Origin of the sequence: Pseudomonas sp. MM211 (assembly GCF_020386635.1) — a bacterium.
Lineage (GTDB): Bacteria > Pseudomonadota > Gammaproteobacteria > Pseudomonadales > Pseudomonadaceae > Aquipseudomonas.
This window is the reverse complement of record NZ_CP081942.1, coordinates 1326497-1351703: the sequence shown is the minus strand read 5'-3', so window position 1 is coordinate 1351703 and position 25207 is coordinate 1326497. Positions and strand designations below refer to the sequence as shown.

Genomic DNA, 25207 nt, shown 5'->3' with positions numbered 1-25207 from the left:
GCTATTGGTCTTCCGAGGCCATCCCGAGATGATCGGGCGCGGCAGCAATTGAGTATTTGGCAGATCGATGTGCAACAGTTGGCCGCCTAAGCGGCCTTGATCACCACGGCGGTAATATTATCCGGAGCGCCTCGAGTCAAGCCAAGGTGTACCAGGCTGCGCACCATCTGGTACGGATCCTCGTGCCCCAGCACCTCGCGCAGTTCGTAATCCTCGACCGTCTTGTTCAAGCCATCGCTGCAGAGCAGGAAGGTGTCGCCAGGTCGCACGTCCAGGCGTGCACTTTCCAGTTGCAGGTCATCCTGCACGCCCAGGGCACGGGTGACGATATTGCCCATGGGGTGGATGCGCGCAGCCTCTTCGTCGAGCAGGCCGCTGTCGACCAGTTCCTGAACGTAGCTGTGATCACGGCTGATCGGTTGCAGGCCACCGTTGCGCAGCCGATACAGGCGGCTGTCCCCGGCCCACAGGCACAGCGCTTCGGCACCCCGTGCGGCGAGCACCACCACGGTGCTGCCCATGGTCGCCCCGCCACGCTTCTCGGCCTCGATACGCACCTGTTGATTGACGTGATCGAGCGTGTCGATCAGCGCCCCTTCATACGTGCTCAGCACGGCACTGGGCGGCAACGCACGCAGGCTGTCGATGATCAGGCTGCTGACGTAGTCACCGCTGGCGTGCCCGCCCATGCCGTCGGCGACAGCCCACAGGCCGTTGTCCGGGGCATCCAGACAGGCATCTTCATTGACCTTGCGCACCATGCCGACATGGGTATGGCTGGAAGAGTGGTACCGGGTAACGCTCGACGGACTCATGCCTCGCCTCCAGCAGACTCGCTGAGCAGCCGACAGAACGCCTCGGCCGGGGGCAGCCCGGCGAAACGTACCAGGCCGGGCGCGACACGCTCGGAACCGCGTCCCCACCACAGGCTGGCGCCACTGCAGGCCTGCTGCATCAGGGCCAGACCACGATCCCGTGGGTTATCCACAGACCAGATCGCCGCGCCGCTGGCATCCAAACGCTGGGCGCTGCCAGTTGCCAGCAGCGGGCTGCCCAGGGCGCCGACAGCGCGCTCGAAGGCTTCAGCATCGGCATCGGCTTCCAGAGTCGAGAGCAACAGGGCCTCGGCACGCTCGAACCAGTCATCGCTGTCGCTGAGCAGGTGACCGATATCGGTCTGCGCCGGCAGCAGCAGGGCGATGGTCAGAGGAAAGTAACGACCAACCCGGTCGACGCTGGGCATCATCACCCCGCAAACGGCTTCCTGACAGAGCAGGCCCGGCGCGATCGCGAAGCGCCAGAGCGGGCTGACCAGATAGGCATCCAGCCAGGCTTCGCCCAGGGTCTGCCGACTGGCGGTGAGGCCTGCCGTCAGCCAGTTGTCCCAGGCCTCGATGAAGCCTGGCGCAAGACCGCGATGAATGAAATCGCCGCGTACGGCCATTTTGCCGTAGAAACCCGGGTTACTCACAGACGCTCCGGCAGGCTGAAACCGCTGACGACCTGGCGGCGGAATGGATTGAACGCACTGCTGGCGCGCAGCTCGCTGGAAATGCTGGCGTTGTCGACACGCATGCGCAGGGTGAAACGATCAGGTGAATTGCCCTGGGCGAGATCCGACTGATCGAGCAGTCGGAACCAGGCCCACGGCCCTTCCAGGGTGATCCCCGAACGCCCGGTGACCGAGGCCGGTGAAATGTTCAGACGTACCACGCCGGTGCCATTGCTGCTCGGCCACTGCATGGCGACCGGTCGCGCCGGGCCGTGGTCGTAGCTGAACTGCTGGCCATCGAGATCAAGCTGGAACTGCTCGATGCTGGAGTCCATCGCCACCGGCCGCAGCTCGAAACGCACCATCGGCTGGGTACCGCCAGAGCGGAAGAACGCCTCGCGAATGGTTGCGGCACGCTGGAAGGTCTGCAGCACACCGCTGCCGATACCGAGCTTCTGCGCAGCACCCGGCTGCCAGCGCCAGGTGCTCGCCGAGGTATCCACGTAGGGCTGCAAGTACTTGCGGAAGTAGCTGTCGAGCACCCCGCCCTGGCCGAAGAAATGGCCAAAGTCGTCCAGGGTCGCATCCCGGCTGCTGCCACGATCCAGCGGGTAGCGCCCAGCCAGCGACTGGCGGTACACCGACACCACCTCGCTCATCCAGGCGGCATTCAGCTGGTTGCGGATGCCGCCCATCATGGTACCGGTGGTCGAGCCGACCACCGACTTGAGGAATCCCTGTACCAGCGGCGGCTGGCGCTCGGCACTCAGGCGCACCTGATCGGCAGCAGCCGTGGTCTGGTTGCGCGACTCGCCCAGCAGTGCCTCGCCGCTGGCGCCACTCATGGCACTGACCTGCACATAGAGTGCATTGAGATCCTGCAGCAGGGCATCGATGGCCCGGAGTCTGGCCATCGGCGTCTGCGACCAGACCGTTGAGTTCGGCGAAGTGAGCGGTGATCGGATCCATCTCGGTGGCCAGGGCATTGACCACGCCCTCCTCCGACTGGCCGACCAGAGAACCGAGCTGCTGCTTGAGGCGGTCGACGGTATCGTCGCCACGCTCCTTGAGCTTCTCGGCGACCAGTCGCTCCTCCTTCTGCAGGTCGGTCTCCTTGGCGACCGCCTGAAGCAGCTTCTTCAGCGGCGACGCCGGCCCCGACAGCACGCGCAGCACGTCCGCGGCCTGGGCCACACTGGTCACCGGCACGAAGTCGATATCGGCGAGCAGCGCATCCCATTGAGCCATGTAGTCCTGCACATAAAGGCGCCGGACTTCCAGCGCGAGGGCGGCGGCATTCTGTCCATCGTCCAGGCTGCGACCGAGTACCCACTGCTCCTCGGCCAGGGTACCGGCCTGGCTGACGCTGCCGACCAGAAAGGCCTCACGGTAGCCGCGCTGGGTATAGAAGCCGCTGAGCGGCTCGTTGAGCGGTTTGCCACTTTTGCGGGTGAACACCAGCGCGGCATCACGGCCGGCAGCATCGCTGAGGCGGAAGTCCGGGATGCCCTCGGGCAGCTTCTGGCGCTTCACCCGGTCATAGGCGCGCTGCGCCACGGACAGCCGCTGCAGACGCCGGCGCACGTCTTCGACCAGGTTCTCGTCGAGGCGTACCACCGGTGGCTGGCGGTCATACAACGCGACCAGATGCTGATTCAGCGCCTCACGCTGTTCCGGCAGCAGATCCCGCGGCAGGCTGCGATCCCAGTCGAGGGCAATCCAGGCCTTGATGAAGTCCGCATCGTAATGCTCCGACTCACCAAGCATCAGGTAGGCCTTGAGACCTTCGTAGAGGAAGTCCGAGTTGCCCCCGGTACGCAACTGCTCTTCCAGACGCGCCAGCACCCGCGGCGCCATGACCGCGATCAGCAGCTTGCGGTAGACACTGGAGGCTTCGCTGTCGAGCATGTCGCCCTGGTAGAGGCCAAAGCCCTCGGCCCAGCCCGGCGCATCGCCACTGACAGTGCGGATGGCATTGAGCAGCGGCTGCACCGCCAGAACGTCGCGCTGCGCCGGGCTGAGCGCCTGCAGCTCGCCACGCAGCGGCTGCACGCGGGCATCCACGGCGGCGATGTAGGCCTGGTTGGCACGGAAGCTGGCGAACCATACCGCAGCCGTGCCGAGTACCAGAATCACAGTTGCGGCAATCACTCCCCGTGCCAGCCAGCGCTTCTGCCGTTCCACCTTGGGGTTGGCACCGACCAGGCCGCGTTCGCCGAACACCACGTCACGCAGCAGGCGCTCGATGAAGTAGCTACGCCCTGTTCCGGTCTGGCGGGCCAGGTGCTGACGGTCGAGGCTCATGCTCTGCGCCATGGCACCGATCAGACGGTCGATCGGGCTGCCTTCCTGGGTGCCGCTGGTCAGGTAGACGCCGCGTAGTAACACCCGTTCCTCATAAGGGTTGGGCTTGAACACGCCGTCGAGGAAGCCGGCCAGCGCTTCACGCAGCGCGGCGAACTGTTGCGGGAAGCCATAGATCAGGTCGCGCCGCGCAGGGTCTCGCTCCTGCTGCAGACGCTCGACCAGGCGCTCGTTAAGGCGCAGCTCCAACGCATCGAACTCACTGCGAAATACCTGCAGCGGGCCCTCGACACTCTTGCCATCGTCGAGGCTGAAGGTCATGCCCCAGACCTGAGCACGCTCTTCCTTGCTCAGGCCGTCGAAGAACTCCATGAAGCCGGGCACCAGATCCAGCTTGGTGAGCATCACGTACACCGGGAAGCGTACGCCGAGCTGGGTATACAGCTCCTGCACACGGGCGCGAATGGCCACGGCATGGGCCGCTCGCTCGCTGTCGCTGCCGAGCAGCAGATCGGACAGGCTGATGGCGACGAAGGCACCATCGATGGGCCGCCGCGAGCGCTGCTTTTTCAGCAGGTCGAGGAAACCCAGCCAGGCGGCCTTGTCGACCGCGGCATGGCTGTCCTGAGTGGTATAACGCCCGGCAGTATCGAGCAGCACGGCCTCGTCGGCGAACCACCAGTCGCAGTTGCGTGTGCCGCCAACGCCGCGTACCGCCCCGGCGCCCATCTGCTCGGCCAGCGGGAAACGCAGCCCGGAGTTAGCCAGCGCGGTGGTCTTGCCGGAACCGGGCGGGCCGATGATCACGTACCACGGCAACTCGTACAGATTGCGCCGCTCACCGCCGCCCAGCTTGGCGCGCTTGAGCAGGCCCAAAGCCTCGTCCATACGCTGGCGCAGGGTGGCCAGTTCTTCCGCGGTGGCCACGCTGGTCGGATCCGGTGCAACTTCCACCAGGCCCTGCATGACCCTGGCCGCATTGCGCCGCGCCTGAATGATGCGCATCACCCGCCAGGCCGCCCACAGGACGAACAGCAGGATGATCAGCGTCCAGCGCACCGTGCTGCTGGCCAGCGGCTCGAAACCGCCGATGGCGATCAGTGGGCCCACGAACCAGATCACCAGGCTCAGCGCCAGCAACCCCAAAACCGGCATGACCCAGCGGGCCATGAAACCGAACAACGCCTTCACTCGACGCCCTCCGCAAAGACTGTGATTTCGACCCGGCGGTTACGCGCGCGGCCTTCCGCCGTATCGTTCGAAGCCTTGGCTTCGGTGTCGCTGCGCCCCTCGGCACGGAAGCGCGCGGGCTGGCCCGTCTTGGCCGCCAGCACGTCCATCACCTGTTGGGCGCGATCCTGGGAGAGCTTCCAGTTGGACGGATAACGCAACGTCGCGATAGGGCGGTTGTCGCTGTGCCCGGTGACCAGCACCTGGCCGTTGACCTTGCGAATGGCTTCGGCGATGCGCAGTAGCAGCGGTTGGAAGTCGTCGGCAATCGACGCACTGCCGGAGGCGAACAGCTGATCCCCGCGAATGGTCACCACGGAACGGTCGACAGCGTCTTCCACCGCGACCTTCTGCGCACGAATTTCCTCTGCCAGGAAGCCAGCCAGGCGTGGACGCTCAACGACGCGCGGCTGCTGCGCCGGACGGTCGATGGTCTGCACCGGCACGTCGCCAAGGGCATGCAGGTTACGGAATACCGGTTCGGCTTCGGCGGCCAGCTTCATGCGCAGGCCGAACAGCAGCAAGAGCAGGATCGCCAAGCCAATGGCCACCGCCACCCACGGCGGCAGGAACTGACGCAGGCGGTCACGGGCGACCACCAAACCACGCCAGTGTGGCGACAACTCGCGCTCGATCTCGCCCCGTGTGCTGCGAATGGTCGCACTGACCCGCTCGCGCAGCGCATCGAGCTGGCTGCGGCCATCCTGCATGACCCGGTAACGCCCTTCCAGGCCGAGGCTGATGCACAGGTACAACAGCTCCAGCAGATTCAGACGTTGCCGGGGGTTCTGCAGGCAGTGGTCGAGCAGCTGGAACACCTTCTCGCCGCCCCAGGCCTCGTTGTGCAAGGTGATCAGCAGACTCTGCTTGCTCCAGTCACTGGCGCTGCCCCAGGGCGTGCTGAGCACCGCCTCGTCCAGCGCGGTGCAGAGCACGTAACGCGCCAGCATTACTTCATCCTGAGCGACGCCGGCGGCACGCGCCTTGTCCTCGAACTGGCGCAGGTAGCCGAGCAGCTGCGCACGCAGGCTGGCCGGCGCGGGATGGGAGATGGTGCTGCGCAAGCGGGTCAGCAGCGCCAGCATCGGCCCGGCGGCGGCCTCGATAGGATTCAGGCCAAGCCCCCGTGCAGCCAGTGGCGGCGCACTGGGCATGGCAGGCGGTGGCGAACCGGCGGAGGTCGGCCGCGAGGGTTCGGCGGCGCGGCCACCGGGGCGCGGCATGATCATGGTGCGGTCGTTGCCCGCCTGGTCGTGTCCCTTGCCGGGCTGACCGGGCAAGGCGCCAAATGGATCGTCGATGGTCATCGCGCGTCAGCCTCGGATGGCCCAGAAGGCCAGGTTCAGACCAGGGAACTGGCCAGCGATATGGAAAGCGAAGCCGCCTGAATGGATCAGTTGCTTCCAGTGGTCGCTGCCCCGGTCCAGTTCGAAATAATTGGAGCCAGCGTGATATGGCAACTGCCGTGGTGCGACCGGCAGTGGCAGCAGGCCGATGCCCGGCAACTGCAGGTTGACCAGATCGCGGATGTGTTCCACCGAACCAATTTTGGCCTGCTGCGGGAAGTGCCCACGCAGGCTCTCACCCGGAACGTCCGCACGTACCACCAGGATGAAGCTGGCGGAATCGATCAGTGACTTGTCCGCCAGCATCGCCACGTGCACGCCGAAGGACTTTTCAACGATAGGAATAGGGATCGCGCGGCTGTCGATGACCATCGACAGCGCCTGACGCAGTGCCAGCATCACGGGCGCGAAGGTGGCGGTCAGGTCGTCGTGCTCATAGACCGGATACTCACCCGGCCGCCGTTCGCTGGCCGTGAAGGTGGCGAACTCACCAGCCAGCGCCACCAACTCGCGGTACAGCACTTCCGGATGCAGCGGCGTGATACGCGCCAGGTGCGCCACCAGCGGCTGGGCCCGGTTGACCAGTTGTAGCAGCAGGAAATCGGCGATTTCCGAGGCCCCACCGGCACCGGAGGCGACCACCCGCCCCGCCAGGGCCTCGCCACGCTGATGCAGCAGACCGAGCAGTTCGTTGCGAAACGCCGAGAGCGGACGCGAGGCGCTGACGTCGAGCAGCGGCGGGATGTAGTTGTCGTCCAGTAGCAGGCTGCGGTCTTCGCGCTTTTCCACCACGCGCACGACACCGATGGCCGCGTGCTCGTCGAGGCCGTCACGCTCGGTGATCAGCCGCAGGGCCAGGGAGCCGATGGCCACCGGCGCACGGCTCTCCAGTGAGGCATTGTCGTCACGCACCTCGTGCACGCTGCTCTGATAACGGGCCGAGCCCAGGCTCTCGCCGCTTTCCACGGTATCGCGCACACCGGCACGCCGCAGTGGCAGGGCCAGATAGACGATGCCATCACGCAGACTGTCATCGATGTTCAGCGGAGCAGGCGCCGCATCGTTCTCGGGAATGTTGAACGGTGTGCCATCAGGCAACAGGCCCCGCGCGGACAGAATCGCCAGTTTGCCCTGAGTCAGCAACGCGCTGTCGATAAGCACGTGCGAAAAGCCCCAGGCGCCAGGCTGCGAGGCATGGTTGCGGCCTTCGACCAGGGTTTCGATATAGCGATCCTGCTGCTGGAAGTGCTGCGGGCGCAGGAACATTCCCTCCGACCAAACCACACGGTTGTTCCAGGACATGAACGGGTCTCCAGTCACTCAAGAGGGGTCAGCGGCGTGGCGCTGATGGCATAGGCGTCCAGCTGCAGGCGCAAGGCGCTTGCCTGATGGGCAGGAATTTCGATGACCTGGCGCCAGATCGAACGGTCGAGGGCGCGATAGGCCACGACCACGCCAAGGTGGCGAGTAGCATCGTCCAGGGTCAGCGACTTGCGCTGGGTTTCGCCAGGGCGCACCACAAAACGGTCATGCTCGATCAGTTCGCTGGCCAGGGTCGCGTCAGCGCGATCAACCAGCGAGAAGAAGTCGGCACGGGAAAAGGCCGAGGCATTGCGCAACTGATAGACATGCACCCAGACCGGCGCCGCCCCGCCCGCGAGCGCCGGGTTGAGATCGCGGCTGGCCTGCAATTGCAGCTCGACGGTAGTGGGTTCCGGCTTTTCCGGGCCGGACGCACAGGCGCCGAGCAACAGAAAAACCAGCAGGGTCAGAATCCTTGGCATAACGCTTCCTCAATGATTGCAGCAGGCCCGCGAGCGCGCGGGCCAAATGATCTCAACGGCCTCGCAAGCGTGCGATGTGCTCCTCATAGGCACGACTGAACTCACGGCCGAACAGCTCCTGAAAACCGTCTTCGGCCTCCTGGGAAATGGTCGCGTAGAGTTCGGTGAATAGCTCCCAGTAGTGTGCACGACGACCATTGGGCAACAGCGCCGAGAGCCCGCTCGGCTTGTTCAGACGTCCTTCCAGCTCGCGCGGTTCAAACCGTGCCAGCAAATATTTGATCGCCGCCTGAACGCCAGCCATCAGCGCCAACTGATGGGCACGCAGGTCGTCGAAACTCTCGCCAACCGCCTGATCGGGCGCCATGAAAGCCTGATTGTCGTGACGCAGCAACATCAGCAGCGCCTCATCGACGTTGGGCGCGAACTTCAGCGGATTGTTCTGTACGGGCTGGATCATGGTCTGCGCCATGCGGAACTCGCCCTTGAGGCTGGCACGCGCACGCAGCACGTCGATCAGCCCTTCGACCATCAGCCGATAACTGCGCCCGATGGACTCCATCTGTGCGGCCGCCGCCGCCCTGTCGAGGCGCAGATGCTGCAGGCCGGCACCACGCAGGAAAGCCTCCATCAGCTCGCCATCATCAACGGCCGTGTGCGCTGCAAGTACAGGTGCAGGCGCCACGACCGGCTCGACAACCGGCAACGGCTGAACCTGCTGCACCGGCGACTCGTCCACGAAGAACGGGGGGATTTCCACTGCCGGCATCGGTGGCGATTCGGCGAACGGATCCGGTACCTCCACGGCTTCGACACTGGGCGGTTCGGCGAATGGATCGGGAATCGGTTGAGGTGCCGATGCGGCCCGAAGATCGGCGAAAGGATCCCAGTCCGCCGGGATCACCGAAGCCGGCGCAGTCACGGGCGCAGCGGTAGCCGTGACCACGGCAGGTGGCGGCTGTGACGGCCGTGGCGGGCGGAAATCATGCTGCTGGGCCGGCACGTGATCGGAGACCGATGGCGCCACGGCTGCCGGAGGGCTGAGGAAGTCGAACAGATCCGGCTTGGTGTCGAATGGCGAATCGCGCCGTGGCGCTGAAGGCGCGGGCGCTGCCTGAGCATTCACCGGCGGCATCTCGAGCGGCTGCGCACTGCGGTTCAGCAACGCCTCGAAGCTGTTGAACGGATCGTCCGTCGCGCCACTGGTCGTTGCCGGCGCTGCGGTCAGGGCAATACCGCTGATCTGCACACGGATCTCGTATTCGCCGATCTTCAGCACTTCACCATCTGCCAGAGGCTCACTGCTGCCGCGGCGCAAACGCGTACCTGCGGTCTGCAGAATCACCCCGTTGGTGCTGGTATCGGTGATGTAGTAGATACCGTCGCGGTACTGAATCACGCAGTGCTGGCTGGACACCAGCCGCTCGGGATCGGGCAGCACCCAATCGTTACCGGCGCTGCGCCCGATTTTCAGCTCACCCCGATCGAGCTCGACCTCGGCCCGTTGCCCGGGCGTCAGTTTGTGATAGGTGGTGATGACCAAACGCAGCGGCATTGCGGCTCCTTGCAGTGCGGTAAAAAAACCATGTTCTTCGAGGGGTGTCGATATGCCAAACGCACTATTTTTTGCCCTTGGCCAATACTGTTCAATGCCCAAGCGGGCATATATTTCCAAGCGGTTGTGAGTCACTGCACAGAAGAAGGAAATACTGTGCCTCACAACAGTTTCTACCGCCTTGCCCTCGCTTGACAATGATCTGAGAGCACTCGGAGAATGATCCGGATTAGCATCGAACCAAGCCTGAATAGTGGCATTGTGCCGCTTCACGTGATGAATCCAGTTTGACCGGCAGCTCGCCGTCACTGCTTCATTTCGACTTTCAGGCCTGACATGGAGAGCACCTGACGTGGTGGATGTGTCGCACTTGCTCAACGCAGTATCCGACGAAAGCCCATGTGGGGAAGACCTCGAATACGATGCCGATTTTCTCGAACTGGAGCGCCTGGCGCTGGGCCAGCCAGAGCGCCAGATGGGCCAGTCGGTCATCGCCGCCGAGCCCCCGGATTGGCGCCAGGTACGCGAACGCGCCAGCGAACTGTTCGCCCGCAGCAAGGATCTGCGTCTCGCCAACCTGTATCTGCAGAGCGCCATCGCCCTCGAAGGCCTGAGCGGCCTGGCACAGAGCCTGACGCTGGTTCGCGAATTGCTCACCCAGTATTGGGACGGTGTGTATCCGCAACTGGATGCTGACGACGATAACGACCCGACCATTCGCATCAACGCGCTCAACGCCCTGAGCGCCGAGCCAGTGATCGTCCTGCTGCGTGAAGCCAGCATCACCCGCTCGCGCGCCTTCGGCTCGGTGAGCATTCGTGCAGCCCTGAACGCCGTGGATCTGCAGCGATTCTCCAGCGAGACGCTCTCCGCCGATCAGCTGCGCGGCGCCTTCCTCGACACCGATGCCGAGCTGCTCGACAGCACCCGCATTGCCCTCGACGAGGCCAGCGCGGCACTGGCCGATATCGAAGGTCTGCTCAGCGAGCGGGTCGGTTCAGCGCAAAGTGCCAACCTCGAAGTGCTCAAGCAGGTACTGCGCCACACCCGGCAGATTTTCAACGACCAGGCACCAACCGCAGGCAATGACTCATCGCCTGCCGCCGACACCGACCAGCAGGCCGACGAACAACCGTCGCTAGGTGCAGCAGAATACACAGCGCGCCAGGCGCCGGTAGCACCGGGACGCATCGCCAGCCGCGACGACGTGCTGCGTACGCTCGATCGTCTGCTGGAATATTACGCCCAGCACGAACCTTCCAGCCCGGTGCCGGTCTTATTGACGCGCGCGCAGAAGCTGGTCACCGCAGACTTCGCGGAAATCGTGCGCAACCTGATTCCCGACGGTATGTCGCAGTTCGAAAACCTGCGTGGCCCCGAATACGACTAACGTGCGGCGGATCTTCAGGGAAGCCCCACGCACATCGCTACCGGCCTATGGCCGACGAAGCCAGTGCACATGCACAGGAGGAGCAACATGAGCAGCAATACCAGCAGCCAGAAATTCATCGCGCGCAACCGCGCCCCGCGGGTACAGATCGAATATGACGTAGAGCTGTACGGTGCCGAGAAAAAGGTGCAGCTGCCCTTCGTCATGGGCGTGATGGCCGACCTGGCCGGCAAACCCGCCGAGCCCCAGGCCGCCGTAGCCGACCGCAAGTTCCTGGAAATCGACGCCGACAACTTCGACTCGCGCCTCAAGGCCATGAAGCCGCGTGCGGCGTTCCACGTGCCCAACGCATTGACCGGTGAAGGCAACCTGAGCCTCGACATCACGTTCGAGAGCATGGACGACTTCAGCCCGGCCGCCATCGCCCGCAAGGTCGATTCGCTGAACCAGCTGCTCGAAGCGCGCACCCAACTGGCCAACCTGCTGACCTACATGGACGGCAAGACCGGCGCAGAAGAGCTGATCATCAAGGCGATCAAGGATCCGGCGCTGTTGCAGGCACTGGCTAGCGCGCCCAAGCCCCAAGACAACGAGCCGCAAGCTTAAGAGGATGTCCCGATGGCCCAGTTGATTCAGGATTCCGCGCAAGCGGCCGCCACTACCGAACAGACCAGCGAATTCGCTTCGCTGCTGCTGCAAGAATTCAAACCCAAGACCGAGCGCGCCCGCGAAGCGGTGGAAACCGCAGTACGCACCCTGGCCGAACAGGCACTGGGCAAGACCGACCTGATCTCCGATGACGCGATCAAGTCCATCGAGTCGATCATCGCGGCGATCGATGCCAAGCTGACCGCTCAGGTCAACCTGATCATGCACCACCCGGACTTCCAGCAGCTGGAAAGCGCCTGGCGTGGCCTGCACTACCTGGTCAACAACACCGAGACCGATGAGCAGCTGAAGATTCGCGTGCTCAACATCTCCAAGCCCGAACTGCACAAGACCCTGAAGAAATTCAAGGGTACCGCCTGGGATCAGAGCCCGATCTTCAAGAAGCTCTACGAAGAGGAATACGGTCAGTTCGGCGGCGAGCCTTACGGCTGCCTGGTGGGCGACTACTACTTCGATCAGTCACCACCCGACGTCGAACTGCTCGGCGAAATCGCCAAGATCTCCGCGGCCATGCACTCGCCGTTCATCTCTGCGGCCTCGCCGACGGTCATGGGCATGGGTTCCTGGCAGGAACTGTCCAACCCGCGCGACCTGACCAAGATCTTCACCACCCCCGAGTACGCTGGCTGGCGCTCGCTGCGTGACTCCGAGGACTCGCGCTATATCGGCCTTACCATGCCGCGTTTCCTGGCGCGTCAGCCGTACGGTGCGAAGACCGATCCCGTCGAAGAGTTCGCCTTCGAGGAAGAAACCGACGGCGCCGACAGCAGCAAGTACACCTGGGCCAACTCGGCGTACGCCATGGCGGTCAACATCAACCGTTCGTTCAAGCTCTACGGCTGGTGCTCGCGCATCCGCGGTGTGGAATCGGGCGGTGAAGTACCGAACCTGCCGGCGCACACCTTCCCCACCGACGACGGTGGTGTGGACATGAAGTGCCCGACCGAAATCGCCATCTCCGACCGCCGCGAAGCGGAACTGGCGAAGAACGGTTTCATGCCGCTGCTGCACAAGAAGAACACCGACCTGGCTGCCTTCATCGGCGCCCAGTCGCTGCACAAGCCTGCTGAGTACGACGATCCGGACGCCACCGCCAACGCCAACCTGGCCGCGCGCCTGCCGTACCTGTTCGCTACCTGCCGCTTCGCTCACTACCTGAAGTGCATCGTGCGCGACAAGATCGGTTCGTTCAAAGAGCGCGACGAGATGCAGCGCTGGCTGCAGGACTGGATCCTCAACTACGTCGACGGTGATCCGGCGCACTCCACCGAAACCACCAAGGCCCAGCACCCGCTGGCCGAAGCCGAAGTGGTGGTCGAGGAAATCGAGGGCAACCCCGGTTACTACAGCTCCAAGTTCTATCTGCGCCCGCACTACCAGCTCGAAGGGCTGACCGTGTCGCTGCGCCTGGTATCCAAACTGCCTTCGGCCAAGGGGGCCTGAGGTTCGTCACTGTGGCGTCCGCTCTCACGGACGCAGTTGAAACAGAGTGGCAAAAGCCACGAAAGGAGCAATGATGGCTGTTGATATGTTCATCAAGATTGGCGACGTCAAAGGCGAATCCAAAGACAAGACCCACGCCGACGAAGTCGACGTACTGGCCTGGAGCTGGGGCATGAGCCAATCCGGCTCGATGCATGTGGGCGGCGGCGGCGGTGCCGGCAAGGTCAACATTCAGGATCTGTCGCTGACCAAGTATGTCGACAAATCCAGCCCCAACCTGATGATGGCCTGCTCCAGCGGCAAGCATTATCCGGAAGCCAAGCTGACCATCCGCAAGGCCGGTGGCGATTCTCAGGTCGAGTACCTGATCATCACCCTGAAGGAAGTGCTGGTCTCTTCCATCAGCACTGGCGGTAGCGGTGGCGAAGATCGCCTCACCGAAAACGTCACCCTGAACTTCGCTCAGGTGCTGGTCGACTATCAGCCGCAGAAAGCTGACGGCGCCAAAGAGGGCGGTCCGGTCAAGTACGGTTGGAATATCCGCCAGAACGTCAAGGTGTAACCCCCGCCCGAGCTTCGGGCGTACATCAATGCCCGGCACCACGCCGGGCATTGATGGTTTTGACCATAGCGAATTTTCAATGGCCCGCAACGCACCTCGCTCCACAGCGAGCCCGGCGGGCCTTATGGCCAGCGCATTGCAGCGGTGGCCGCGCCAGTACAGGGAACGACGATGACTGCCGAAGAACACCTGCGTAACGCACGGCTCGACGAGGCACTGAAGGCGCTGCAGGATCAGGTTCGGGCGCTGCCTGGCAAGGCTGAGCTCCGGGTATTCCTGTTCCAGTTGCTGGCCGTAATGGGCCAGTGGAGCCGCGCCCAGAATCAGCTGAAGGTAGCCGGCGAACTAGATGCCGCCTGCCTCCCCATGGTGCAGACCTACAGCACCGCGCTGAACTGCGAAGCACTGCGCGAGCAGGTTTTCGCCGGTAAAACCACCCCCGTCGTTCTCGGCGAACCCGCTGAGTGGGTGGCACCGCTGATCCTGGCCCTCGAGCAGGACGCCCAGGGCAACAGCGAAGCAGCCCAGAGCCTGCGCGACCAGGCCTTCGAAGCCGCTGCCGCGGTACCGGGCCAGCTCGGCGATGCCCCCTTCGCCTGGCTGGCCGATGCCGACCCACGCCTGGGCCCGGTGCTCGAACTGATCGTCAATGGCCGCTACGTCTGGCTGCCTATGGAAAACATAGCCAGCCTCAGCCTGGAAGCCCCCAGCGATCTGCGTGATCTGGTCTGGCTGCCGGCTCAGGTGACCCTGACCAATGGCGGCAGCACCGTGGCGCTGATCCCCAGCCGTTATCCCGGCAGCCACACCAGTACCGACGGTGCGCTGCGCCTGGCGCGTAAGACCGAATGGCAGGACAACGGCCTGCCGCTCGGCCAGCGTCTGTTCGCCTTTGATGGGGGCGAACAGGCCCTGTTCGATGTCCGTACGCTGAACTTCGATCATGGGAATGCAGCGGCATGGCCGACCTGAAACGTCAGGAACGCCTGCAGCCCGCCCTGCTCGATCGTCTGCTCGACGACGATCCGAGCAGCCAGGTGGAAAGCGTCGACAAGCGCGTGCTGACCCTCAACCAGTTGCGCGCCTCGGTGCTGCGCGACCTGGCCTGGTTGTTCAACACCGTCGCACCGCTGACCAGCGATGACGAGGCGCTGACCCGGGCTGGCAGTTCGGTGGTGAATTTCGGCCTGCCGCCGCTGGCGGGTCACAGTGCCTCGAGTATCGATATCCAGGCGGTGGAACGCCTGCTGACCAAGGCCATCGCCGACTTCGAGCCACGCATCGTACGCTCCTCGCTGCGCGTGCGCGCGCGTCAGGAAGCCGAAGAGATGAGCCACAACTCCCTGAGCTTCGAGATCGAAGGCGACCTTTGGGCGCACCCCATGCCGCTTCGCCTGCTGCTCACCACCGAGCTGGATCTGGAAACCGGCCACGTTCAGGTACTACCTGCCGACGCATCACGGAGACGACGATGAACCCGCGCCTGCTCGGCTACTACAATCAGGAACTGCAACACATCCGCGAGAGCGCCGAAGAGTTCGCTGGCGAATTCCCGAAGATCGCCAGCCGCCTGACGCTGTCGGGCGTGGAATGCGCCGATCCCTATGTGGAACGCCTACTCGAGGGCTTCGCCTACCTGACCGCACGGGTGCAGCTCAAGCTCGACGCCGAGTACCCGACTTTCACCCACAACCTGCTGGAGATCGCCTACCCGCACTACCTGGCACCGACCCCGTCGATGACCGTGGTGCAACTGTGCGCCGATCCCAACGAAGGCTCTCTGAGTAGCGGCTTCACCCTCGAACGCGGCGCATCGCTACGTGGCCTGCTCGGCAGCGAAGCCCAGACCGCCTGCGAATACCGCACTTGCCAGCCAGTGACGCTCTGGCCGCTGGAAGTGACCCAGGCCAGCTATTTCGGCAACCCGACGACGCAGCTCGGCCGCCTCGCCGCCAGCGAGCCCGGCGCCAAGGCCGGTTTGAAACTGCGCCTGCGCACTGGCGCCGGCCTGCCCTTCAATGCCCTGGATCTGGATACCCTGACGTTCTTCCTACACGGCGCCGACGAGCAACCCTTCCGTCTTTACGAACAATTGCTCGGCAATGCCTGTGCCCTGTTCGTGCGGGCGGTGGATGGTTCGTGGGTCGAGCGTCTGCCACCAGACAGCCTGCGCCCACGCGGCTTCGACGACCAGGACGCCGCGCTACCAGTGGTGCCCCGCGCGTTCCAGGGTTATCGCCTGCTGCAGGAATACTTCGCCCTGCCGAACCGTTTCCTGTTCGTCGAACTGACCGGGCTCAAGCGCGCCGTGCAACGTAATGCCAGCCAGGAACTGGAGATCGTGGTGCTGTTCAATCGCCTCGACAACAGCCTGGAAAACAGCATCGGCGCCGAGCAATTCCGCCTGTTCTGCACCCCGGCGATCAACCTGTTCGCCCGGCGTGCCGACCGCATTCACCTCAGCGACCGAGTTCACGAACACCAGATCATCGCCGACCGCACACGCCCGCAGGATTTCGAGATCCATTCAATCACCGAAGTCAGTGGCCATGGCAGCGGCCCAGAGCAACCATTTCAGCCGTTCTATGCGGTGCGCGACCCTTCGCGCTACGGCCGCGAACAGGCCTGGTACAGCCTGCGCCGCGAGCCTCGCGTGCTATCGAGCAAGCAGCGGCGCAACGGCCCGCGCTCCACCTACATCGGCAGCGAGACCTTCATCTCCCTGGTCGACGCCAATCAGGCGCCTTATCGCCACGACCTGCGCCAACTCGGTATCGCTGCACTGTGCACCAATCGCGATCTGCCGCTGTCGATGCCGATCGGCGGAACGCGCAGCGATTTCACCCTGGAGGACAGTGCTCCGGTGGTCGCGGTGCGCTGCCTAGCCGGCCCCAGCCGCCCGCGCGCCAGCCGCGCCCATGACGCCAGTGCCTGGCGCCTGATCAGCCAGCTGTCACTCAATTACCTTTCGCTCAGCGAACAGGGCCAGGGCGCCGCCGCACTGCGTGAGTTGATGCGCCTGTACGGCGACGCTGGCGACAATGCCCTGCAGTTGCAGATCGACGGCCTGCGCCAAGTCAGCAGCAAGGCCTGCACGCGGCGCCTACCGATGCCCGGACCAATCGTCTTCGGTCGCGGCCTGGAAATCAGCCTGGAGTTCGACGAGAACGCCTTCCGCGGTACCGGAGTGTTCCTGCTCGGCTCGGTGCTGGAGCACTTCCTGACACGTTACGTATCGATCAACAGCTTCACCGAAACGGTGCTGCGCACCACCGAACGAGGCGAAGTGATGCGCTGGAGGGCCAAGCCCGGATGTCGGCCGACCCTGTAAACACCCTGGCGGCAATGGCCGAAGCGCCCTGGAACTATGACTTCTTCCAGGCCATGCGGCGCATCGAGTGCGAGTACCCCAAACACCCGCGCCTCGGCCATTCCGTGCGCATGGTCGATGACCCACTGCGTCTCGGCCAGAAGCCGGATTGCGGTTTCGCACCCTCAACCCTGGCCAGCGTCATCCACGACAGCACCGGCACACCGCGCATCGAGCAGTTCTTCTTCGGACTCACCGGCCCCAACGGCCCGCTGCCGCTGCACCTGACCGAACACGCCCGCGAGCGCCAGCGGCACCATGGCGACGCCACCTTCAAGCGCTTTCTTGACGTTTTCAATCATCGCCTGCTGACCCTGTTCTACCGCGCCTGGGCCGAAGCACGACCCACCGTCAGCCAGGATCGGGCGGACGACGACTACTGGTCACCACGCCTCGGCGCCCTGTCCGGCCGCGGTATGCAAAGTCTCATGGGCCAGGGCCCGATCGACGACGCCGCACGCTATTACTTCACCGGTCACCTGGCCGCGCAGACCCGCTATCCGGATGGCCTGCAGGCGATCCTAAGCGAGTACTTCGGGGTGCCGGTGGCCCTCGAGGAATATGTCGGTCAATGGCTGCAACTCCCGGAATACAGCCGCCTGGGCGCCTCGACCTGCACCCTCGGCGTGGACCTGTGCCTGGGTACCCACGTGTGGGATCGGCAACACAAGTTTCGCCTGCGCATGGGCCCATTGAGCCTGGCGCAGTACCGACGTTTTCTGCCGGATCAGCCACTGCTCGCCGAGCTGGCGGCCTGGGTTGCCGAATACGTCGGTGAAGAACTGGACTGGGACACCAACCTGGTGCTCAAACAGGAGGAAGTACCGCAGGCCAACCTGGCCGGCGGTTACCGACTCGGCTTCGACATCTGGCTCGGGCAACCGAGTGAGGACGCCGATGACCTCTACCTCAGCAGTGGCCACTGCACATCCGCGGAGGCGTGCTGATGGCCAATCAGGTCTTTGCCAACAGCATGGAGATTTCCTGCAAGTCGGCCAGCGGAAAATCCGTCGCCGCCTTTCCGGACGTTTGCTTCACACCGCCGCAGGCACCGCCCACACCTATGGGCGTACCGATTCCCTACCCCAATACCGGGCTGGCGAAAGACACCAGCCTCGGTACGCGCAGCGTGAAGATCACCCGCAAGGAAGTGATGCGCAAGAACAAGAGCTTCTTCAAGACCAGCTATGGCGACGAGCCTGGCTGCGCACCGAAGAAAGGCATTCTTACCGGCAAGATCAAGGGCAAGGTGTACTTCACCAGTTGGTCGATGAACGTCAAGGTCGAAGGCCTCAACGTCGTCCGCCATATGGATCTGACCACTCACAACCATGGATCCATGCCCGGCAATACGCCGCCATGGCCTTACATGGATGAAATGGCCATGGCCGTCATGAACTGTGACGAGGCCCTGGAGCGAACACCGGTTAAAAATCATAGCGAGCAACAGAAGCGCTGCCAGGCCATCAAGCAGGAGACTGGAGTGGAATACCAATCCCACCATGTCATCCAGAATTCGCACTTCTGCTATCCGCGCGGCACCACGCTCAAGGAAATCTGCCCAGGGTATGACGAAGCGCTGGCGCCCTGCATCGCGCTAGAGGACGGTACCGATCCGAGTACCGGCCACGGCCGGGTGTCGCAGATGCAGAAGGCGGATGCCAAGCGCTATCGGGATGCCTATCAGGACAAGCAGACCAGCCCGACCTATCAGGACGCACGAGCCGACGCCAAGCGTCAGTTGATCGAGCCGGAGCCCGGCCCGGGTCTCAGCGAAAACGATGCCGAATGCGTGCTGCGTGAGGTCGACAAGCAATTTCACCAGATGTGCAAGAGCGGCATGCAGAAGCCCAAGCAATTCGAGCTGAGAGCGCCCGGCACTCGTGGAACAGCGTTGCCGCAGAAAGTCGTTGCGAAGAAAGCCCAAAAATCAAAACTGTTCTGATAAGGACGTTTTCAATGAGCGATTCACGTCAAGTCAGCATCGTCGCCGTATATGGCAACGGCCAAGGACAGGCCGATGTTCTGTTGAACGTCTACGAACCACCTCTGGAACCCGAGGCAATCATTTCCTGCATCCATAGCGTTGCCTATGACGACGAGGGGCTGAGTGCTACCTCGTTGTTCGACGTCGATCACTGGCTGACCCATATGCATCGGCGGGATGACTGGATCGCCACCTGCTCCATGGATGGCCATATCCACTATTTCGATGGCATCCACTGGCAGACGCTACAGACCACGGCAGAAGATGGCTTCAACGCCGTGTTCGTCGCAAGCCCGGGGAGCATTTATGCCGCCGCGCTGGACGGTTCCATACGTCTGATCGAGAACCATCACGAGCAGATCGTTTCAGCGGCGGGCGGCAAGCGCCTCAATGCACTGCACGGCTGTGCCAGCGATTGCCTGTATGCCGTCGGCGATGGTGGGCGCGTGGTTCACTTCGACGGCAGTCGCTGGAGCGAAATCGAGCCGTTCACCAACATCAACCTGCTGGATGTGCTGTGGATAGCCGACGATCAGATTGTCATTGCCGGGGCCAAAGGAGGTCTCTGGATCGGCCATGGCGATATCTGGCAGCAACTCGATGCCTTTGACTACACCATCACCAGCCTTGCAGTGCAGCAGGGTCAGATCTGGCTTGCTGCAGGAGCCAACGGCGTATTCAAACTGGACGGCGATCAATTGCAGGAAAGCAAACAGGCCCCCCTGTATCGACTGGCGGCCAATGACGCGCACCTGATGGCAGTTGGCGGAGAGATCTTCGCCTGGTGGGACGGACATCAGTGGCAAGGTTGGCGTTATGAAATTGACTGACCGACCTGCTGTCACCGCAAGCACACCAGATGCAGCAAGCAATGGACATAAGTCATTAGGTAAAGGAGCACACCATGAGTGAAATCAGTCGCGCCGCGCTATTCGGCAAGTTGAACAGCGTCGCCTACAAGGCCATCGAAGCCGCCACCGTATTCTGCAAGCTGCGTGGCAACCCCTACGTCGAGCTGAGCCACTGGCTGCATCAGATCCTGCAATTGCAGGACTCCGACCTGCACCAGATCGTGCGTCAGTTCAGCATCGAGCCGGGCCGCCTGGCCAAGGACATCACCGAAGCCCTGGATCGCCTGCCGCGCGGCTCCACATCGATCACCGACCTGTCCTCCCACGTCGAGGAAGCGGTCGAGCGCGGCTGGGTCTACGGCAGCCTGATGTTCGGCGAAAACCAGATTCGCACCGGCTATCTGGTGGTCGGCATTCTCAAGACACCGAGCCTGCGCAATGCCTTGTTGGCCATCTCCCGCGAGTTCGACAAGGTCAAGGTCGAGACCCTCACCGAGCGTTTCGACGAGATCGTCGGCGCCTCACCGGAGAACGCCCTGAGCGCCACCGACGGTTTCGATGCCGGTGCGGTGCCGGGCGAAGCCAGTGGCGCCATCGCGCCAAGCGCGATGGGCAAGCAGGAGGCGCTCAAGCGCTTCACCGTCGACCTCACCGAACAGGCGCGCAGCGGCAAGCTCGACCCCATCGTCGGGCGCGACGACGAGATTCGCCAACTGGTCGACATCCTCATGCGTCGCCGTCAGAACAACCCGATCCTCACTGGCGAGGCCGGGGTGGGCAAGACCGCGGTGGTCGAAGGTTTCGCCTTGCGTATCGTCGCCGGCGACGTACCGCCAAGCCTCAAGGACGTCGAGCTGCGTAGCCTGGACGTCGGTCTGCTGCAGGCGGGCGCAAGCATGAAGGGCGAGTTCGAACAGCGCCTGCGGCAGGTCATCGAGGACGTACAGAGCTCGCCCAAGCCGATCATCCTGTTCATCGACGAAGCCCACACCCTGGTCGGCGCCGGTGGCGCGGCCGGCACCGGCGATGCCGCCAACCTGCTCAAGCCCGCGCTGGCCCGCGGCACCCTGCGTACCGTGGCCGCCACTACCTGGGCGGAATACAAGAAACACATCGAGAAAGACCCTGCGCTGACTCGCCGCTTCCAGGTCGTGCAGGTGGACGAGCCCTCCGAGCACCGCGCGATCCTGATGATGCGCGGCGTCGCCTCGACCATGGAAAAACACCATCAGGTGCAGATCCTCGACGAAGCCCTGGAGGCCGCCGTCAAGCTGTCGCACCGCTACATTCCGGCCCGTCAGTTGCCGGACAAGTCGGTCAGCCTGCTCGACACCGCCTGCGCCCGCGTAGCCATCAGCCTGCACGCCGTGCCCGCCGAAGTGGACGACAGCCGTCGGCGCATCGAGTCCCTGGAGACCGAGCGAGCGATCATCGGCCGCGAACAGGCCATTGGCGTCACCATCGGCAGCCGCCTGCTGGACGTCGATACCGCGCTGGCCGAAGAACGCCTGCGCCTGGTCACCCTGGAAACCCGCTGGGCCGACGAGAAGGCCCTGGTGGACGAACTGCTGGCCACCCGTGCCCGCTTGCGCGCCGCCGCCGAGCCGGTGGACGACACCAGCCGGGAGGCAGGCGCCGAACAGCCGGCCCTGAACGACGAGCAACGCGCTGCACTGCGCGATACCCTCGTCGATCTGCAGCAGCGTCTCAGTGCCCTGCAGGGCGAGACGCCCCTGATTCTGCCGACCGTGGATTACCAGGCGGTCGCCTCGGTGGTCGCCGACTGGACGGGCATTCCGGTCGGGCGTATGGCACGCAACGAGCTGGAAACCATCCTCAAGCTCGATCAGCACCTGAAGAAGCGCATCATCGGCCAGGATCACGCCCTGGAGATGATCGCCAAGCGTATCCAGACCTCCCGTGCCGGCCTGGATAACCCCAACAAGCCGATCGGCGTGTTCATGCTCGCGGGCACCTCCGGCGTGGGCAAGACCGAAACCGCCCTGGCCCTGGCCGAAGCCCTCTACGGCGGCGAGCAGAACGTCATCACCATCAACATGAGCGAGTTCCAGGAAGCGCACACCGTTTCCACCCTCAAGGGCGCGCCACCGGGCTACATCGGCTACGGTGAAGGGGGCGTGCTGACCGAAGCAGTACGCCGCAAGCCCTACAGCGTGGTACTGCTCGACGAGGTGGAGAAAGCTCACCCGGATGTGCACGAGATCTTCTTCCAGGTGTTCGACAAGGGCGTGATGGAAGACGGCGAAGGCCGTCAGATCGACTTCAAGAACACCCTGATCCTGCTCACCACCAACGCCGGTACCGAGATGATCGCCGGGCTGTGCAGCGACCCGGAGCTGATGCCCGAACCCGAAGGCATCGCCAAGGCACTGCGCGAACCCCTGTTGCAGATCTTCCCGCCAGCCCTGCTCGGCCGCCTGGTGACCATCCCCTACTACCCACTTTCCGATGACATGCTCAAGGCCATCACCCGCCTGCAACTCGAGCGCATCAAGAAACGCATCGAAAGCACCCACAAGGTGCCGTTCGATTACGACGACAGCGTGATCGATCTGGTGGTTTCGCGCTGCACCGAGAACGAGAGTGGCGGTCGGCAGATCGACGCCATCCTGACCAACAGCATGCTGCCGGACATGAGCCGCGAGTTCCTGACCCGTCTGCTCGAAGGCAAACCGCTGAGCGGGGTGCAGGTAACGCAGCAGAACAACGAGCTGCATTACAGCTTCGAACAGACGCCGTGAGCCCCACGATGCTGACTGCGACAGAGGACGCTAGATGGCAATAACCCAGAGCGCACGCATGGCCGTCGTCACTAGCCCCTTGGGTGGCGACGTGCTGGTGCTGCGAAGAATGGAGGGCCGGGACGAACTCAGCCGCCCCTTCGCCTACGAACTGGCGCTGATTTCCGAAGATCATGCGCTGCCACTCGATGCCCTGCTGGGCAAGCCGATGGGGCTGACCCTGCAACTGGCCGACGGTAGCGACCGCTACTTCCACGGCATCGCTGCGCGCTGCAGCCAGGCGGCTGGTAGCGGCCAGTTCGCCAGCTACCGGGTCAGCCTCAAGCCCTGGTTATGGCTGCTGTCGCGTACGTCAGACTGCCGCATCTTCCAGAACAAGACGGTGCCGGATATCGTCAAGCAGGTCTTCCGCGACCTGGGTTTCTCCGACTTCGAAGACGCCCTCACCCGCTCCTATCGGGAATGGGAATACTGCGTGCAGTACCGCGAAACCAGTCTCGACTTCGTCAGCCGGCTGCTCGAGCAGGAAGGCATCTACTACTACTTCCGCCACGAGCAGGCCCGCCACGTGCTGGTGCTGTGCGACGCCTATGGCGCACACCGGGCGGCCCCTGGCTACGCCAGCGTGCCCTACTTCCCGCTGGAAGATCAGATGCGCGAACGCGACCACATCTACGACTGGCATCTCAATCACGAAGTGCAGTCAGGTTCGCTGGAACTCAACGATTACGACTTTCAACGCCCCAGCGCGCGTCTGGAAGTGCGCTCAATCGTCTCGCGCCCGCATAGCAACGCCGGGCACCCACTGTTCGACTATCCCGGTGAATACGTACAGAGCAAGGACGGCGAGCAATACGCGCGCAATCGTATCGAGGCCATCCATACCCAGTACGAGCGCGTGCAGTTGCGCAGCAACGCGCGGGGGATCGGCGCCGGTCACCTGTTCAGCATGACCGGCTACCCACGCGCCGATCAGAACCGCGAATACCTGACGGTCAGTGCCGACTACCAGATCGTTCAGGAAGCCTTCGAGAACAATACCAGTGACGAACCGCTGCAGTTCGACAGCCGCCTCGACTGCATCGATGCCAGCCAGGTTTTCCGCCCCCTGCCACTGACCGTCCAGCCGATCGTGCAGGGGCCGCAGACGGCCATGGTGGTAGGCCCGCAAGGGGAGGAAATCTGGACCGATCAGTTCGGCCGGGTGAAGGTGCACTTCTACTGGGATCGTCACGACCAGTCCAACGAGAACAGCTCCTGCTGGATCCGCGTATCGCAGAACTGGGCCGGCAAGAACTGGGGCTCTATCCAGATTCCGCGTATCGGTCAGGAAGTCATCGTCAGCTTCCTCGAGGGCGACCCCGATCGGCCCATCATCACCGGCCGCGTCTACAACGCCGAACAAACCGTGCCTTACGACCTGCCTGCCAACGCCACGCAGAGCGGTGTCAAGAGCCGCTCCAGCAAGGGTGGCACGCCTGCTCAGTTCAATGAAATCCGCATGGAGGACAAGAAGGGCGAAGAGCAGCTGTACATCCATGCCGAACGCAATCAGGACATCGTCGTCGAGCTGGATGAGACCCACGCCATCGGCCGCGACCGCAGCAAGTCCATCGGCCGCAACGAGACCGTCGATGTCGGCGCCAACCGCACCAAGAAGATCGCCCGCAACGAGCGCTACAGCATTGGCCACAACAAGACGGTGAACATCGGCCGCTTCAAGGTCGAGAGCATCGGCATGGCCAAGATGACCAACGTCGGCCTGGGCTACAACCGCAACATCGGCATGGCGATGTTCTCGGCAGTGGGCATGAACCGCACCGATTTCGTCGGCAAGACCTGGGCCGTCTCGGCCGGCGACAAGATCGAGTTCAAGGTAGGCAGCTCGCAACTGACCCTGACGCCGGATGCCATCTACCTCAGTGCCAAGGACATCCACTTCAAGGCGCAGGATTATCTGCACGCCGATGCCCCGTCCGACATCCTGCTCAACTCGGGTACCGCACAGCCAGCGCCAGAACACAGCGGCAAGGCGGAGCCCGGCTCGCAGGTGGGCGCGCTCGCAGCGGTCGCCGGCGTCCTGCGCGGCCTCGGTTCGCAGGCCGCATCGAGCGCCCAGGGTAATGACAACCGCCCGGGCGCCGAAGCACAGGGCAGCCTCTCGTTGAGAAGCAATGCACCCGCGGCGGCCGATACGCCTGCCGCCGTTACCACCGGCCTCGGCAGCGCAGTGGATCGCATTGCCGCCCAGTCACCCGCGCTGCAGGAAGATCTGCGCTCGCTGCAGGAGCAAGGCTGGGATATCGAATACGGCCCTGCAGGCGCAGGGACATACGTGAGTCAGGAAGGTGACGTGAGCCGGATCGTCATCGACGGCGACATGCGTGGCTCGCCCGCCACAGTGACCCAACTGTTGGCTCACGAGGTGGGCCATGCCACCCACCCCTACGAGGAAAACCTTT

General features: G+C 63.7%; 16 protein-coding genes and 3 pseudogenes. 12 read left to right on the top strand and 7 right to left on the bottom strand.

Annotated features, from left to right (window positions below; all coding sequences use genetic code 11):
• Positions 1-86: 86 nt before the first annotated feature.
• The 7 genes and pseudogenes from K5Q02_RS06030 to tagH form a co-directional block, all read right to left on the bottom strand.
• Positions 87-815 carry a PP2C family protein-serine/threonine phosphatase gene (locus tag K5Q02_RS06030; RefSeq protein WP_225837354.1) on the bottom strand — a complete coding sequence of 243 codons (729 nt, stop codon included), beginning with the start codon at positions 813-815 and terminating at the stop codon, positions 87-89.
• A complete protein-coding gene (tagF, locus tag K5Q02_RS06025) occupies positions 812-1471 on the bottom strand; it encodes a type VI secretion system-associated protein TagF (protein WP_225837352.1) in 660 nt (219 codons plus the stop codon). Before tagF ends, K5Q02_RS06030 begins: the two co-directional genes overlap by 4 nt.
• A pseudogene (tssM, locus tag K5Q02_RS06020) lies at positions 1468-4987 on the bottom strand (type VI secretion system membrane subunit TssM). The gene tagF and the pseudogene tssM overlap by 4 nt, the downstream one beginning before the upstream one ends.
• Entirely contained in the window at positions 4984-6333 is a 1350-nt protein-coding gene (locus K5Q02_RS06015) for a DotU family type VI secretion system protein (RefSeq protein WP_442963969.1), read from the bottom strand. Before K5Q02_RS06015 ends, tssM begins: the two are co-directional and overlap by 4 nt.
• Positions 6334-6339: 6 nt before the next feature.
• Positions 6340-7674: a type VI secretion system baseplate subunit TssK gene (tssK, locus tag K5Q02_RS06010; protein WP_225837351.1), complete on the bottom strand. Its 1335-nt coding sequence runs from the start codon at positions 7672-7674 to the stop codon at positions 6340-6342.
• A gap of 14 nt (positions 7675-7688) precedes the next feature.
• Positions 7689-8156: a type VI secretion system lipoprotein TssJ gene (tssJ, locus tag K5Q02_RS06005; protein WP_225837350.1), complete on the bottom strand. Its 468-nt coding sequence runs from the start codon at positions 8154-8156 to the stop codon at positions 7689-7691.
• A gap of 52 nt (positions 8157-8208) precedes the next feature.
• Positions 8209-9711, bottom strand: a complete 1503-nt coding sequence (gene tagH / locus K5Q02_RS06000; RefSeq protein ID WP_225837348.1) for a type VI secretion system-associated FHA domain protein TagH — start codon at positions 9709-9711, stop codon at positions 8209-8211.
• 352 nt (positions 9712-10063) lie between these two features.
• Here tagH and tssA point away from each other — a divergent pair, with 352 nt between their 5' ends.
• From tssA to K5Q02_RS05940, 12 genes and pseudogenes are all read left to right on the top strand, one after another.
• The gene (gene tssA / locus K5Q02_RS05995) at positions 10064-11101 is read left to right on the top strand and encodes a type VI secretion system protein TssA (protein WP_225837346.1); all 1038 of its coding nucleotides are present in this window, start codon (positions 10064-10066) and stop codon (positions 11099-11101) included.
• Positions 11102-11188: 87 nt separating this feature from the next.
• Complete coding sequence (tssB, locus tag K5Q02_RS05990) at positions 11189-11707, top strand: type VI secretion system contractile sheath small subunit (RefSeq protein WP_042553512.1); 519 nt, start codon at positions 11189-11191, stop codon at positions 11705-11707.
• Positions 11708-11719: 12 nt separating this feature from the next.
• Complete coding sequence (gene tssC, locus K5Q02_RS05985) at positions 11720-13213, top strand: type VI secretion system contractile sheath large subunit (RefSeq protein ID WP_225837344.1); 1494 nt, start codon at positions 11720-11722, stop codon at positions 13211-13213.
• 73 nt (positions 13214-13286) lie between these two features.
• Entirely contained in the window at positions 13287-13775 is a 489-nt protein-coding gene (locus tag K5Q02_RS05980) for an Hcp family type VI secretion system effector (RefSeq protein ID WP_131179927.1), read from the top strand.
• Between the two features lie 171 nt (positions 13776-13946).
• Entirely contained in the window at positions 13947-14747 is an 801-nt protein-coding gene (locus K5Q02_RS05975; protein WP_225837343.1) for a type VI secretion system accessory protein TagJ, read from the top strand.
• A complete protein-coding gene (tssE, locus tag K5Q02_RS05970; protein ID WP_225837341.1) occupies positions 14735-15250 on the top strand; it encodes a type VI secretion system baseplate subunit TssE in 516 nt (171 codons plus the stop codon). Before K5Q02_RS05975 ends, tssE begins: the two co-directional genes overlap by 13 nt.
• Complete coding sequence (tssF, locus tag K5Q02_RS05965) at positions 15247-17106, top strand: type VI secretion system baseplate subunit TssF (RefSeq protein ID WP_225837339.1); 1860 nt, start codon at positions 15247-15249, stop codon at positions 17104-17106. Before tssE ends, tssF begins: the two co-directional genes overlap by 4 nt.
• Positions 17088-18092 (top strand): type VI secretion system baseplate subunit TssG, encoded by a 1005-nt coding sequence (gene tssG / locus K5Q02_RS05960; protein WP_442963968.1) that lies wholly within the window; start codon positions 17088-17090, stop codon positions 18090-18092. Before tssF ends, tssG begins: the two co-directional genes overlap by 19 nt.
• A pseudogene (locus K5Q02_RS24515) lies at positions 18092-18523 on the top strand (DUF4150 domain-containing protein); the annotation flags it as partial. The gene tssG and the pseudogene K5Q02_RS24515, both read left to right, overlap by 1 nt.
• 581 nt (positions 18524-19104) lie before the next feature.
• Positions 19105-19962 (top strand): hypothetical protein, encoded by an 858-nt coding sequence (locus K5Q02_RS05950; protein ID WP_225837337.1) that lies wholly within the window; start codon positions 19105-19107, stop codon positions 19960-19962.
• Positions 19963-20036: 74 nt separating this feature from the next.
• The gene (gene tssH / locus K5Q02_RS05945; protein ID WP_225837336.1) at positions 20037-22745 is read left to right on the top strand and encodes a type VI secretion system ATPase TssH; all 2709 of its coding nucleotides are present in this window, start codon (positions 20037-20039) and stop codon (positions 22743-22745) included.
• Positions 22746-22779: 34 nt separating this feature from the next.
• Positions 22780-24603, top strand: a pseudogene (locus tag K5Q02_RS05940) (type VI secretion system Vgr family protein); the annotation flags it as partial.
• Positions 24604-25207: the final 604 nt, after the last annotated feature.

Coding starts and splice junctions, on each gene's coding strand:
- K5Q02_RS06030 (WP_225837354.1), bottom strand. CDS start 815: ATGAGTCCGTCGAGCGTTACCCGGTACCACTCTTCCAGCCATACCCAT.
- K5Q02_RS06015 (WP_442963969.1), bottom strand. CDS start 6,333: ATGACCATCGACGATCCATTTGGCGCCTTGCCCGGTCAGCCCGGCAAG.
- tssK (WP_225837351.1), bottom strand. CDS start 7,674: ATGTCCTGGAACAACCGTGTGGTTTGGTCGGAGGGAATGTTCCTGCGC.
- tssJ (WP_225837350.1), bottom strand. CDS start 8,156: ATGCCAAGGATTCTGACCCTGCTGGTTTTTCTGTTGCTCGGCGCCTGT.
- tagH (WP_225837348.1), bottom strand. CDS start 9,711: ATGCCGCTGCGTTTGGTCATCACCACCTATCACAAACTGACGCCCGGG.
- tssB (WP_042553512.1), top strand. CDS start 11,189: ATGAGCAGCAATACCAGCAGCCAGAAATTCATCGCGCGCAACCGCGCC.
- tssC (WP_225837344.1), top strand. CDS start 11,720: ATGGCCCAGTTGATTCAGGATTCCGCGCAAGCGGCCGCCACTACCGAA.
- K5Q02_RS05980 (WP_131179927.1), top strand. CDS start 13,287: ATGGCTGTTGATATGTTCATCAAGATTGGCGACGTCAAAGGCGAATCC.
- K5Q02_RS05975 (WP_225837343.1), top strand. CDS start 13,947: ATGACTGCCGAAGAACACCTGCGTAACGCACGGCTCGACGAGGCACTG.
- tssE (WP_225837341.1), top strand. CDS start 14,735: ATGGCCGACCTGAAACGTCAGGAACGCCTGCAGCCCGCCCTGCTCGAT.
- tssF (WP_225837339.1), top strand. CDS start 15,247: ATGAACCCGCGCCTGCTCGGCTACTACAATCAGGAACTGCAACACATC.
- tssG (WP_442963968.1), top strand. CDS start 17,088: ATGTCGGCCGACCCTGTAAACACCCTGGCGGCAATGGCCGAAGCGCCC.
- K5Q02_RS05950 (WP_225837337.1), top strand. CDS start 19,105: ATGAGCGATTCACGTCAAGTCAGCATCGTCGCCGTATATGGCAACGGC.
- tssH (WP_225837336.1), top strand. CDS start 20,037: ATGAGTGAAATCAGTCGCGCCGCGCTATTCGGCAAGTTGAACAGCGTC.